10 protein-coding genes are annotated in these 13,419 nt (G+C 44.5%); 5 read left to right on the top strand and 5 right to left on the bottom strand.

Features of this window, described 5'->3' with window-relative positions; translation table 11 throughout:
- Positions 1 to 7 precede the first annotated feature (7 nt).
- The 5 genes from nuoF to ndhC form a co-directional block, all read right to left on the bottom strand.
- Complete coding sequence (gene nuoF / locus I6E84_RS12430) at positions 8 to 1,432, bottom strand: NADH-quinone oxidoreductase subunit NuoF (protein WP_227681504.1); 1,425 nt, start codon at positions 1,430 to 1,432, stop codon at positions 8 to 10.
- Positions 1,429 to 1,938 (bottom strand): NADH-quinone oxidoreductase subunit NuoE, encoded by a 510-nt coding sequence (nuoE, locus tag I6E84_RS12425; protein WP_197218288.1) that lies wholly within the window; start codon positions 1,936 to 1,938, stop codon positions 1,429 to 1,431. Before nuoE ends, nuoF begins: the two co-directional genes overlap by 4 nt.
- A 174-nt stretch (positions 1,939 to 2,112) precedes the next feature.
- On the bottom strand, positions 2,113 to 3,888 hold the full coding sequence (gene nuoC / locus I6E84_RS12420) for an NADH-quinone oxidoreductase subunit C/D (protein ID WP_102092975.1): 1,776 nt from the start codon (positions 3,886 to 3,888) through the stop codon (positions 2,113 to 2,115).
- 106 nt (positions 3,889 to 3,994) lie between these two features.
- Entirely contained in the window at positions 3,995 to 4,663 is a 669-nt protein-coding gene (locus I6E84_RS12415) for a NuoB/complex I 20 kDa subunit family protein (protein ID WP_110922259.1), read from the bottom strand.
- A 164-nt stretch (positions 4,664 to 4,827) separates the two neighbouring features.
- Positions 4,828 to 5,451, bottom strand: coding sequence for an NADH-quinone oxidoreductase subunit A (gene ndhC, locus I6E84_RS12410; RefSeq protein ID WP_110922258.1), 624 nt, complete (start codon positions 5,449 to 5,451; stop codon positions 4,828 to 4,830).
- Between the two features lie 773 nt (positions 5,452 to 6,224).
- Here ndhC and I6E84_RS12405 point away from each other — a divergent pair.
- The 5 genes from I6E84_RS12405 (at position 6,225) to argB (ending at position 13,355) form a co-directional block, all read left to right on the top strand.
- The gene (locus tag I6E84_RS12405) at positions 6,225 to 8,258 is read left to right on the top strand and encodes a UvrD-helicase domain-containing protein (protein WP_197218286.1); all 2,034 of its coding nucleotides are present in this window, start codon (positions 6,225 to 6,227) and stop codon (positions 8,256 to 8,258) included.
- Between the two features lie 115 nt (positions 8,259 to 8,373).
- Positions 8,374 to 9,777, top strand: coding sequence for a magnesium transporter (mgtE, locus tag I6E84_RS12400; RefSeq protein WP_197218284.1), 1,404 nt, complete (start codon positions 8,374 to 8,376; stop codon positions 9,775 to 9,777).
- 105 nt (positions 9,778 to 9,882) lie between these two features.
- The gene (gene dut / locus I6E84_RS12395; RefSeq protein WP_197218282.1) at positions 9,883 to 10,347 is read left to right on the top strand and encodes a dUTP diphosphatase; all 465 of its coding nucleotides are present in this window, start codon (positions 9,883 to 9,885) and stop codon (positions 10,345 to 10,347) included.
- A gap of 126 nt (positions 10,348 to 10,473) precedes the next feature.
- Complete coding sequence (locus tag I6E84_RS12390) at positions 10,474 to 12,234, top strand: phosphomannomutase (RefSeq protein WP_197218280.1); 1,761 nt, start codon at positions 10,474 to 10,476, stop codon at positions 12,232 to 12,234.
- Positions 12,235 to 12,452: 218 nt separating this feature from the next.
- Positions 12,453 to 13,355: an acetylglutamate kinase gene (gene argB / locus I6E84_RS12385; RefSeq protein WP_197218278.1), complete on the top strand. Its 903-nt coding sequence runs from the start codon at positions 12,453 to 12,455 to the stop codon at positions 13,353 to 13,355.
- Positions 13,356 to 13,419: the final 64 nt, after the last annotated feature.

Raw genomic sequence — 13,419 nt, 5'->3', positions numbered from 1 at the left:
GCTCTCCTTATTTCACTACTGGCTGTTGATTGGCTGCAGCATCAATGATATCTACACCAACCGCCTGAGTGATTTTTTGATCAAACTCTGGACGGAAATATTTAATCGCACTCATTAGTGGCTCCATCGCACCTGGGGCATGCGCACAGAATGTTTTACCAATCCATAAATCACGCGTGAGGCCCTCTAATTTTTCTACATCGCCCACTTGCCCTTCGCCATCATTGATAGCAGTAAGCAGTTTGACGCCCCACGGTAGGCCGTCACGGCATGGTGTACACCAACCGCAGGATTCGCGTTGAAAGAAAATTTCGAGATTGCGAACGAGTGGCACCATATCTTGCGCTTCATCCACCACCATAATCAGCCCAGTACCCATACGGCTACCTGCTTTTTGAATGGTGTCAAAATCCACTACCACATCTAAATGCTCAGTGGTTAAAAAGTCAGTAGAAGCACCGCCCGGTAGCCAAGCTTTGAGGGTTTTGCCTGCTTGCATACCACCCGCTAAATCTTCAATGATTTCGCGTGCCGTATAACCAAATGGTAATTCCCACAGACCTGGGTCATTGACCAAGCCTGAGCAGCCAAACAGTTTGGTACCTGGCGTTTGACTCTTACCTTTAATAGTAGATAACGACTGATACCATTCGACGCCATGGTTCAAGATAGCTGGCATATTGCACAAAGTCTCAACGTTATTGACAACCGTTGGACGACCCCATGCACCAGAAATTTGCGGGAAAGGCGGTTTGGTACGTGGGTTAGCACGGCGACCTTCTAGACAATTAATCAGTGCTGTTTCTTCACCGCAGATATAGCGTCCAGCACCCGTATGCACATGCAGATTAAAACTAAAGTCTGAGCCTAAAATGTTAGCGCCCATTAGATTGTTGGCCAAGCATTCTTCAATGGCAGCGACCAAACGTTCAGCGGCCAAGATATACTCACCACGGATAAAAATATAACCGTCAGTTGCGCCAATCGCATGCGCGGTAATCAACATACCTTCAATTAACTGAAACGGTAGGCGCTCCATCAATAGACGGTCTTTGAAGGTGCCCGGCTCCATCTCATCTGCATTACAAATGAGATAGCGCGGTAAACCATCTGGCGGTGACATAAATGTCCACTTCAAGCCAGCATTAAAACCTGCACCACCGCGACCTCTGACGTTGGCAGCTTTGATCATATTGCCGACTTCTTTAGGCGATTGACTCAAAGCTTGCTTTAAACCAGTGAAACCTTTTAGAGATTCATAGGTGGCCAAATCAAGCACCGCATCATGATGTGCTAGACGCCATGTTAACGGCTTGGTTTCGCTAGTCGCTGTGGCTTTATCACCATAAATTGGAATGCGCTGCTCATTGAGCTGGCTTGGTGCTTTGCCTTGGCTACGTTGAGCAATTTGCTCTGAAAGTGTTAATCTCATGCGTATAGCTCCAATAATTGCGTTACCTCTTCAGGCTGGACAGGACCATACGTGTCTTCGTCAATCAACACAGCAGGACCCTTATCACAGTTACCTAAGCAGCAAATTGGCAATAGCGTAAAGCGACCATCGGCCGTCGTCTGACCATACTCAATATCCAGCTGCGATCTGATTTCAGCTGATAACGCCTCATAACCTGTCAAAAAACAAGCCACTGAATCACAAATAAGGATGACATGGCGACCAACAGGCTGACGATAAATACGGTTAAAGAAAGTAGCGACCCCATCCATATCTGACATCGGAATGTCTAGAATATTGGCAATGGCATTCACTTGTGCATCATCGACCCAGCCATTGCGCTTTTGCACAATTTTTAGCGCATCTAACGAGGCAGCACGCGCCTGTGGATAATGGTGCATAAACTCATGAATAGCCGCAATTTCCTCGCTAGTGAGGATGCTTGCCACATCTACTTTTGGCATTTTGTCGGAAACAATTTTCATAGTCTTCTATCTGTCCTCACTCATCACGCTTTATCAGCTAATAGCGACAGTCTTACGAGTGTCGCTACATGGCAAGATATCAGCATTTTGGTGTGCCATTTGGCAATGATATATTGATAAACGTATTTCTTTAATAACAATAATTTTCTGATCAAAGCATCAACGATCAAAGTATTAGCGATCACAATCAGCCATCACAATATCAATCGATGCCAGATACATAATGGCATCAGAGACGAGCGAACCATTAATCACTGATGGCATCTGCTGCAAATGCGCAAATGTCGGTGTACGGATACGGGTACGATAGCTCATCGTCGCCTTATCTGAGGTGATGTAATAGCTGTTGAGACCTTTGGTCGCTTCTACAATCGTCGTACACTCGCCCGCTGGCATCACAGGACCCCAAGATACTGAGATAAAGTGATTAATCAACGTCTCAATATCGTTTAAGGTACGGTCTTTCGGCGGTGGTACCGCTAGAGGATGATCCGCTTTATAAGGGCCTTGCGGCATATTGTCCATGCACTGGCGAATGATACGTAACGACTGACGCATTTCTTCGACTTTTACCATACAACGGTCATAAGCATCACCGTTGTAACCGACTGGCACTTCAAAATCGTAATTTTCATAGCCCATGTATGGACGCGCTTTACGCAAATCAAAGTCAACGCCTGTCGCGCGTAGACCTGCACCAGTGACGCCCCAAGCCAATGCTTGCTTGGCATTATATTGAGCAACACCTTGAGTACGGCCTTTGAGCACGCTGTTCTGTAATGCTGCTTTGACATACTCGTCCAAGCGTTTTGGCATCCAATCTAGGAACTCACGAACCAGACGCTGCCAGCCACGTGGTAGATCAGCAGCTGTACCACCGATACGGAACCAAGCGGGATGCATACGATAGCCAGTCACGGCTTCGATGACGTCATAGGCTTTTTGGCGATCGGTAAACATATAGAACACAGGGGTCATACCGCCCGCATCCTGAATGAACGTACCGACGAATAGTAAGTTATTGGTAATACGGAAAAACTCGCTCATCATCACACGGATGGTCTCAGCGCGCGGTGGAATGGTGATTCCAGCCAGCTTTTCGACCGACATGATGTACGGCAGCTCATTCATCACACCGCCGAGATAATCGATACGGTCGGTATAAGGGATAAATGAGTGCCATGTTTGACGCTCAGCCATTTTCTCTGCGCCGCGATGGTGATAGCCAATATCAGGGATACAGTCGACGACTTCTTCGCCATCAAGCTGTAGCACCAAACGGAACGCACCGTGAGCAGAGGGATGGTTAGGACCGATGTTCAAGAACATAAAGTCTTCATCGCGACCCGAACGCTTCATGCCCCATTCTTCTGGGACAAAACGCAAGTTTTCTTGCTCGTATTGTTGCTTGGCGGTATTCAAGAAATACGGGGTAAATTCCGTCGCACGCGCATGATACTCTTTACGCAGTGGATGACCTTCCCAGTATTTCGGCAATAGGATACGGGTCAAATGCGGATGGCCCGTAAAGACGATACCGAACATGTCCCATACTTCACGCTCATACCAGTTGGCGTTTGGCCAAATATTGGTGGCGCTCGGTACGTTGACGTCGTCTTCGCTCAGCGCGACCTTGATACGTACGTCACTATTGCGCTCAAGCGACATTAGGTGATAAAACACCGTAAAGTCACTGTCAGGTAAGCCTTGACGATGCTGGCGCAAACGCTCATCTATCGCTGACAAGTCAAATAGCATGACGTATGGCTGTGGCAATTTACGCAGGAATAAGAGAACATCGAGCAAATCCGCACGCGCAACCCAAACCGTTGGAATCTCATCAACAGTGTGCTGCACGACAAACTTACCGGCATACTTCTGCTCCAGCTCTTTGATAACCGCTGGGACAGGCTTAATCTTAGGATCTATGTTTTCGACTACCGTGACCATGAATGATGTATTCCTTCATTAATCATAACTGATTCATCATAACTACACTGTGATGAGCGTATAAAACGTTGAGGTTGTTACTGTGAATCTAAATGCTATCTAGAATCTAAATACTGTCTGGGCTACGCAAGTTTTTAACAGCAATACGATCTGCTTGCTTACGGTCACGCTCAGGCGTCATTTGTGGCTTATAAACACCCTGCTCATTGACATGGATACCTAATGGACGACGCTCTTTAGTGATAGATTCTTGCAATAACATCAAACCTTGAATCAAAGCTTCTGGACGCGGTGGACAACCCGGCACATAGACATCGACTGGAATGATTTTATCTACGCCTTGTACCACAGAGTAGATATCATACATACCACCAGAGTTGGCACAGGCACCCATTGAGATGACCCATTTTGGCTCAAGCATTTGCTCATATAGACGCTGAATAACAGGCGCCATTTTGACAAAACAAGTGCCGGCAACGATCATGACATCTGCTTGACGAGGCGAGGCACGAATAACCTCAGCACCAAAGCGTGATAAATCATGAACGGCTGTCAGGGTGGTGGCGTATTCTACATAGCAGCAAGAAGTACCAAAGTTAAATGGCCATAGTGAGTGCTTGCGCCCCCAGTTTGCTGTCGAATGGACGAGGTCTTCGAGACGACCCATAAAGACGTTTTTATTCACTTCGTCTTCGATAGGGTCATTGACCGTTTGACTGGTCTGTGCAGGATAGGTATCTGCATCAGGGTTGGCTTTTGTTAATGTGTATTTCATAACATACAACCTTTATATTAGACGTCGCGTGGCAATCGTCTTGCCCTCGCTAGCGCCTTAACTTCTATTATTAACAAGTGATCATTAATCCAAACATACTCGCGTCGTCGTAATCTTACTACTAGCCTTTATAGACTATCGAAAACTAAGACCGTTTAACAAGACTAACGCTTACCGTTATCTTGTCGAGCAGACGTCGCAAAATCTACAGAAGTAACATTACCTGTAGTATTAATATGATCGATATTTTCTAAATGATGACGATTGACTTCAATATTGTTCGAGACGTTGATTTGTCCTGAGGACTGTGCGGGTACTTTGCCTGTCGGATCGACCATCAGCTCGTGAGCACCATCGAATTTGGTGATGTCTGCTAGGTTGAAACCAGCAGGTGCGGCATATAAACGTACTTTTTTGCGCAGTTTATCAGCAGGTGCCCAGTTCATCGCGCCCAAACTTAGCTCATAGATCAAACCGATGATTAAGATGGTGATAAATATAGCAGCAGCGGCAAAACCTAACCAGCCAGCCTCACGTACTGAAACGGCGTAAGCATACAAATACAGCGCTTCTAGATCAAAGATGACGAAGAAGATTGCCACCAAATAGAATTTGGCAGACAAACGAATACGGGCGTTGCCAGATCCGACAACACCCGCTTCAAATACTTCTTCTTTTTGTGAGCCATGAGAGCGACCGCCAAGCAAACGCGGCACGACCAGCATGAAGACAACTAGCCCAATGGCGGCTAAGATAAAAGCGATTGCTGACCAATTAAAAGCAGACATGATAATACGTGCTCCTCACCCAATCGAGTGTTTAGCACAGCGCAAGTACCGACCTATCAAGGTCGTCTAGCCACAGGCATCACACAAACGAAAACACAAAGCGACTGTCATTCAGTCGCTTTATTTAAGCAACTGTTATTAAGTCACATTTTAGGTATTTTGCTAGTAACAACCAATTATCAAGTGTATTGACGACGATGTCAGACATAACCAACGGCAGGGATTCCGATATACGCACGGAAAGATGGCTGGTCGTCTAACGCATCTTCTAAAAACGTAAGATCAACTTATTAAATCAATATCATATTCGATAGTTTACTTAATTGATTTAATAGCTCATTACACGTAGTCAATAATGACGAGACAACTGGCATAAATTATGTACGTACTATACGCATTTCGGTGTCCAAAAGCTAGTTTTTAACTGTATTGGACGGTCATTTTATATGTAATAAAACATGTTTTTTTTATCAAAAATTATGATAGGGGTCTTACCTTATATTAACATCAAATCCATCTTATGAATTATCATAGGCCGTAATTGTAAATATGGTCAAAAATTCAGCCTTTAAACCCCTGCTCTTCACCCAACTCATTCCCCAAAGTTCATGTTTTTGCTTTATAATAACCCACTTAATTTTATTGCCTTTATTGGGTGTTTTTTGATTAAAACATCATCATGACACTCATATTAATAAGGCAATCGGCGTATATTTAATGATGCCGCCATCAGTGCCACTCTCTTTTTTTGCTTTTGTCTTACAGGTTACGTTATGAGTCAACTCAATCCCAAACAACAAGAAGCCATGCTCTACGTATCTGGTCCGTTACTTGTCCTCGCAGGTGCAGGCTCCGGTAAGACGTCCGTAATTACCCGAAAAATTGCCTACCTGATCGAAGAATGCGACATGCCTGCTGAGCGCATCACGGCGGTGACTTTCACCAATAAAGCTGCCCGTGAAATGAAAGCCCGTGTCAGTAAACTGCTACCAAGTGAAAAAATGCGTGGTCTGACCGTGTCGACCTTTCACCAATTCGGCCTACAGTTTTTGCGCTACGAGCTGATTCATACCCCGCTAAAGGGTAACTTCTCTATCATGGACAGCGACGACAGCAAGCGACTGCTGATGGAGCTGATGATGCGTGACAACCTAAGTGGCGCTGAAAGTCGTGAGTTGGTTGGTAAAGCAATCAAAATGATTTCCGACTGGAAAAACGATCTGATTGATCCTGACAAAGCAATGGAAACGTTAGACGATCCAGAAGATATGATTTTTGCCACGTTGTATGCATTATACGAGCGTAATCTGCGTGCTTATAACGCTGTCGATTTTGATGACTTGATTGTCTTACCAACGAAAATATTGCGCGAAAATAGAGAGCTACGTGATAAATGGCAAAACCGCATTCGTTATCTCTTGGTCGATGAGTATCAAGATACCAATACGGCCCAGTATGAAATGATTAAGTATTTGGTTGGCCCGCAAGGTCGCTTTACCGTGGTTGGCGATGATGACCAATCTATCTATGCGTGGCGCGGGGCAAAGCCTGAAAACATGGCACTGCTGAAGGAAGATTTTCCAAAGTTAAAGATCGTCATGCTAGAGCAAAATTACCGCTCAACCACTCGTATTTTGACCTCAGCCAACGCAGTCATTATGAATAATGAGCATTTATTTGAAAAGAAACTGTGGTCAGATAAAGGTCAAGGCGAAAAAATTCGTATTATCAACTGCCGTAATGATGACGATGAGTCCGAACGCGTGGCAAAAGAAATCGTCACTCATAAACTGCGCTTCGGTAATGAGTGGGAGCAATATGCTGTCCTTTATCGCAGTAACTTTCAGGCGCGGATGTTAGAAGCGCAACTGCGTCAGCTACAAGTCCCTTATAAACTGTCTGGCGGCCAGTCTTTCTTTGCACGTAGTGAAATCAAAGATATCATGGGGTATCTGCGTCTGATTTTGAACCCTGAAGATGACAGCGCGTTTTTGCGTATTATCAATACGCCTAAGCGTGGTATGGGACCAGCAACGCTTGAAAAACTTGGTCTGTTTGCGCAAGAGCACAGCATATCGCTGTTGGCCTCTTGTACGCATGCTGGCTTAACCCATGTGTTACCGTCTAAATCTTATGGCACCATAAAAGAGTTTGGTGAATTTATCGAGCACTATACTCGTGAGTTAGACCAACACCCCGACCCTGTGCCAATCGTACGTCAAATGATCGATGAGACAGGTTATATTGACTTTGTGCGCAGTGATGCCAAAACACCGCAGCAAGAAAAAAATCGTATTGATAATATCGATATGCTCTACACCAGTATTCAATCTTTGATTAATCGCGCCGAAGAAGACGAGGATCGCACGATTGATACCATCATTCGTAAGCTGGTATTGCTTGATATGCTCGAGCAGCAGCAAGAAGAAGAAAATACCAACAAGGTCAACTTAATGACTTTGCATGCGGCAAAAGGCTTGGAGTTTGATTTCGTTTATATCATGGGACTTGAGGAAGAGATGCTACCGCACCGCAACTCTATTCTCAGCGAAACCGTAGAAGAAGAACGACGATTGATGTACGTAGGTATCACTCGCGCTCGTCGTGAGCTGACATTGACGCTAGCCACACAGCGCCGTGCAGGTGGTCAGATGCGCGTTACGTCAGAGTCGCGATTTTTAGATGAGTTACCAGAAGATCATATCGACTGGCCAGCCAAAGCGAAAAAGAAAAAAGCCACCAAAGACCCAGAAGCTGTTGCTGATGAGTATTTGGCAAATATTAGAGCGTTATTAGGCAATCGCTAGTCTTAATGAAAATGCCTACATAAGAATGCTTGAAAACACACGCCTGAGACTGGGCGAAAAATGACTATTTTAGTCGTTATTGTTATTTATATTTTTTGAAAACCTTGGAAATTTTATGCCTACCCCTATGCCGAATCAAGAACGACCATCTACGCTACAGGGAGATTACAATCCAGCTGAATATAATGCTGAATATAAGCTGCTGTATCTGCAGGGGCTGGTGGCTGATAAGGCATATGAAGCCATTACCGAGTTTTTAACAAAGCAGTCTGAATATGAGATCGCCAACTTACTAGAGTCTTTTCCGACTCAAAACCGGCTCTTAATTTGGGCGCAGGTTCCAGAGAGTATTAAAGGTGAAGTTCTCGCTGAGCTAGATGTCGATACTCGCCAGCCGTTGATGGAAAACATCTCTTCAAAAGAGATTTCTTTATTTACCCAAGACCTCGATGCACAAGACATCTCTGAGATTTTGGATACTGTGACCGAGAGCGTACGTACCTCCGTCATGGCAACGCTAGACGAAGAGACCCGTGTTCAAGTCAACAAACTCGATACTTATGAGGATTGGGAAGTTGGTAGCTATATGGATCCTGATATTATTCAGGTGCGAGAAGACATTACGCTAGAAAAAGTGCAACACTGGCTACGAGAGAATGACGACTTGCTTGATGATGAGAGTCAGGAGCTGTTGGTCGTTGATCAAAGCCAGCAACTACTCGGTCTACTAAGTTTGGTTGATTTGATTAAACACCATCAAACCACTTTAGTATCCGAATTGATTGACACCGCCATTACGATCAATGATCGCTTAGATATCCAAGATGCCGCTGCGATTTTCCGTTCAGAAGATATTCGCTTCGCCCCTGTAATCAATAGCCATGGCGAGCTGGTCGGTCAGCTAAATGGTGAGGACATCATGGAGATTATCCAAGATGATGTCGACAGCACCATGAAAAATTTGGCGGGTGTTAGTCAAGATGAAGAGCTATTTGCCCCTATTCTAACCAGCGCCAAAAGCCGTAGTGTTTGGCTAGGTATTAACTTGTGTACCGCCCTATTGGCTGCAGCAGTGATTGGACAGTTTGAAGAAGTATTGGCACAAGTCGTGGCGCTAGCGATACTCATGCCTGTGGTTGCCAGTATGGGTGGTATCGCCGGATCTCAGACCCTTACCGTTGTCATTCGCGGTATGGCTATGGGTCAAATAGGTGGTTCTAACCGCGTGTGGCTATTAAACAAAGAGCTGTGGGTCGGCGCGATAAACGGCATCATATGGGCTATAATCATGGCATTTATTGCCCAGCTGTGGTTTCATGATATTAAGATTAGTGCGGTCATAGGCTTTGCCATTGCGATTAATATGACGGCCGCAAACGTTTCTGGCATCAGTATACCGCTGATGCTCAAACGTATGAATATCGACCCTGCGCTATCTGCTTCCGTTATTTTGACCACCGTAACTGATATCGTCGGTTTTATGTCATTCTTAGGCTTAGCCAGCGTATTAATACTATAATCAAATACTGAGCTCTAAAAAACATCGTCATTATTTCAATAATATTGAATAAGCTTTGTTCAAAACCATAATTTAAAAACCATCAAATCGTTAAGTGAGTTCGTTATGCAAGCTGTACAAGTTAAAGTTATCAACCCTAAAATTACTGAAGACGCAGCATTTTCTCTTCCGACTCGTGCCACCGATGGCAGTGCGGGTATCGACTTGCGCGCTTGCATAGATGAGCCATTAACCATTAAAGCAGGTAAAACACACTTAATCGGCACAGGTCTCGCCGTTTATATCCAAGATCCTAATTATGCAGGTATGATTTTACCGCGTTCAGGTCTCGGTCATAAACACGGTATCGTTTTAGGTAATTTGGTCGGGCTGATTGATGCTGATTATCAAGGTGAGCTGATGGTTAGTATTTGGAATCGCAGTAACGAAGACTTTGTGCTTAATCCAGCAGAGCGTATGGCACAATATATCGTTGTACCTGTTGCCCGCCCTGAGTTTTCAGTGGTAACAGAGTTCAGTGATGAAAGCGAACGCGGTGCTGGTGGATTTGGACATTCAGGTCGCCAGTAGTCAATCAGTAACTATTACTGATTTACCGTTTTAACTATTTATTGTTACTCATCACGATAATAACAATTACGATATTAACAATAATAGCCACAACCATCATAACCACGATTATAAGGAGAGTAAGCGATGCCATCTTTTGCTGCGCAGCAATCCTTATTTCGTGCTTATGATATTCGTGGTTCACGCCAGCATTTCACCACTGACTTTATACAAGCACTCGGCCATGCTTTTGCTAACCTTTATAGTGATTTACTCTGCACATCAGAAGATAGCGATTCAAAAGACAGCCTGCTAACGCAATCGTTAACTTCTTTAGAAACCATTATTGTTATTGGTTATGATGTGCGTAATGGTAGTAATGCTATTGCACAGAAACTCGCTGATATATTGGCTCAACGTGGTTTGCAAGTGGTGCAACTAGGTCTCGTTACGACGCCAATGATGGTCTTTTGGGCAGAGCAATATCAGGGGCATGGCATCATTGTGACGGCCAGTCATTCTGCTAAAGAGATTTTAGGCATCAAATGGTTGGTAAACCACCAATCCCCTAGTAGCTCAGAGATTCAATTGCTTTATCATCAGTTGACTAAAAGCAATTCAAAAAATAATAGCGTCATTCAAGCGAATACTCTCAAGCAAAATACTCAGGATACAGGCTTATCTACTGAGGACATAGCAACGGCTTATATTGAAGCAATCGCTCAAGTTTTTCAGCAGATCTATCAATCCAGTAAGCCACATTCAAATAGACCACATTCAAAAGTTACTCAGCAACCCTTATCTAAACTTGATTTTCGAGTCGTTATTGACTGTATGCATGGCGCGACCAGCGCTATTGCGCAGCGTTTATTTGGCCATTTTTGCCAAGATGTCATCATGATGAATGACATAGCAGATGGCAACTTTCCCTCTGGCAATCCTGATCCTACTGAACCTCACCGTCTCACGCAATTACAGCACAACGTAATTCATCATCAAGCAGATATAGGCATTGCCTTTGACGGTGATGGCGATCGATTAATGATTGTCGATACTAATGGTAAAGTCGTCTCGCCTGACCATTTGCTATATCTATTAGCGCAAGTGGCAATCGCGGAACGTCCTGACACTTTATACGATGCAGAGTCAATAAGCTCACAACGCTCACCTCAAGTCCTTTTTGATATTAAGTGTTCACATCATTTACCAAAGCTGTTATCTGACCTTGATGCAACACCCGTAATGAGTAGAACGGGTAGCAGTTTTATGCGCCAACAGATACAGCTCTCTGATTATCAAATTGTCTTTGCTGGAGAGTTATCAGGGCACTTTATCTTTAATGACAGCCGCTTCATTGTTTATGATGATGCGATGTACGCAGCATTACGGCTGTTGCACTGGTTGGCTACTGACAATCTGGTCGATAGTAAACGAGCACTCACAGACATTACGGAAAGTCTACCTGCAATGGTAAGTACAGCGGATCATTATTTACCGATGCCAACAACTTTTGGGGCAGAGTACTCACTCGTAGAACAGTTGGCCAGATTCTGTCGTTACTTACGCCAAATTTTGGAAGCGACAGCAGCAGATTCTGACCATCATTTGATAAATACTGACCTGCTATTAGATTGTCACTGCTCAGTGGTAGAGCCTCACTTAACACTCAAGCAAGCCAGAGATTTAATGCCAGTAGGGACTACGCTGAGCTGTATCGATGGCGTTCGTTTGGATTTTCCACATGGATTTGGGGTGCTGCGCCAATCAAACACCAGTCACCATCTGACGGCACGCTTTGCTGGTAATAGCATCGATGACCTAGCAGATATTCAGGCAAAGTTTGCCGCATTATGTCACCCATTCGATGAAGAGCTGGCCGCCAAAATTGTCGCTATTCCTGCCGAATAATTGTATTAAACACATTGTGACCTTATCAATAATATTGACGATATTGATCTAGTCGATTCAATTTAAAAGTAGTACAAGGCAACCGAGTGCAGATGTATATGTGATACCTCAAGCGAGGTTAACGCTGTAATGCTTTTATAGTGGAATGACTATAGTGGCGATAGATTTGTATCGCAAAAATAACCAACCCGCTCAAAACCGTACTTTAGGAGTTTGTAATGACGCTTAACTTAGATGATGCCAAAAACACCGCTGAAGTATTGACCACGGCACTGCCTTATATCCAGCGCTTTGTCGATAAGATCATCGTCGTCAAATACGGCGGCAATGCGATGACTGATCCTGCGCTAGAAAGCTCATTTGCCCGCGATATCGTCTTGTTAAAAACCGTTGGCATGCATCCTGTCGTCGTACATGGCGGTGGCCCGCAAGTGGATAACTTGTTAAAAGAGCTTGGTCGTCAGTCTGACCGTATCGATGGTATGCGTGTCACTGATAAAAGCACCATGGATATCGTCGAGATGGTGTTAGGCGGCGGCGTCAATAAATCGATTGTTAGCTTAATCAATAAGCATGGTGGACGCGCGATTGGTTTAACGGGTAAAGATGCCAACTTAATCCTAGCCAAAAAGTTAAAGATGGAAAAAATCGGCGAAGATGGCATCGCTGTTCCTATAGATCTAGGGTTTGTCGGTGATGTGGTCAGTGTCAATAAAGACGTGATTAACATGCTCATTGCGTCTGACTTTATCCCTGTCATCGCCCCACTCGGCGTCGATAGCGAAGGCAACACCTATAATATCAATGCTGATCTAGTCGCAGGTAAAGTCGCAGAGTTTTTGCAAGCAGAAAAGTTAATGCTGCTGACCAACATCAAAGGCGTATTGGGTCGTGATGGCGAAGTTGTGACTGGACTGACACCAAAGAAAGTCGACAGCTTAATCGAAGATGGCACCATCTCAGGTGGCATGATTCCTAAAATTCAGTGTGCGCTTGATGCCGTACGTAGCGGCGTAAAAAGCGCTGTTATCGTTGATGGCCGTGTGCCTCATGCTACTTTGCTTGAAATTTTCACCAATGAAGGTGTCGGCACATTAATCAGTCGTGAATTGGATTCATAATTGCGCTAGCAGCCTATAATTATGATCATAAAAAAGCCCGAGCTTGGTATCCAAGCTCGGGCTT

It is taken from the genome of Psychrobacter sp. SCQQ22 (genome assembly GCF_015864605.1).
Taxonomy (GTDB): Bacteria; Pseudomonadota; Gammaproteobacteria; order Pseudomonadales; family Moraxellaceae; genus Psychrobacter; species Psychrobacter fozii.
The sequence above is the reverse complement of the archived record's forward strand: the minus strand, read 5'-3'. Positions and strand labels throughout refer to the sequence as shown.

Coding starts and splice junctions, on each gene's coding strand:
- nuoE (WP_197218288.1), bottom strand. CDS start 1,938: ATGAAAATTGTTTCCGACAAAATGCCAAAAGTAGATGTGGCAAGCATC.
- I6E84_RS12390 (WP_197218280.1), top strand. CDS start 10,474: ATGCCATCTTTTGCTGCGCAGCAATCCTTATTTCGTGCTTATGATATT.
- nuoF (WP_227681504.1), bottom strand. CDS start 1,432: ATGAGATTAACACTTTCAGAGCAAATTGCTCAACGTAGCCAAGGCAAA.
- dut (WP_197218282.1), top strand. CDS start 9,883: ATGCAAGCTGTACAAGTTAAAGTTATCAACCCTAAAATTACTGAAGAC.
- mgtE (WP_197218284.1), top strand. CDS start 8,374: ATGCCTACCCCTATGCCGAATCAAGAACGACCATCTACGCTACAGGGA.
- argB (WP_197218278.1), top strand. CDS start 12,453: ATGACGCTTAACTTAGATGATGCCAAAAACACCGCTGAAGTATTGACC.
- I6E84_RS12415 (WP_110922259.1), bottom strand. CDS start 4,663: ATGAAATACACATTAACAAAAGCCAACCCTGATGCAGATACCTATCCT.
- nuoC (WP_102092975.1), bottom strand. CDS start 3,888: ATGGTCACGGTAGTCGAAAACATAGATCCTAAGATTAAGCCTGTCCCA.
- ndhC (WP_110922258.1), bottom strand. CDS start 5,451: ATGTCTGCTTTTAATTGGTCAGCAATCGCTTTTATCTTAGCCGCCATT.
- I6E84_RS12405 (WP_197218286.1), top strand. CDS start 6,225: ATGAGTCAACTCAATCCCAAACAACAAGAAGCCATGCTCTACGTATCT.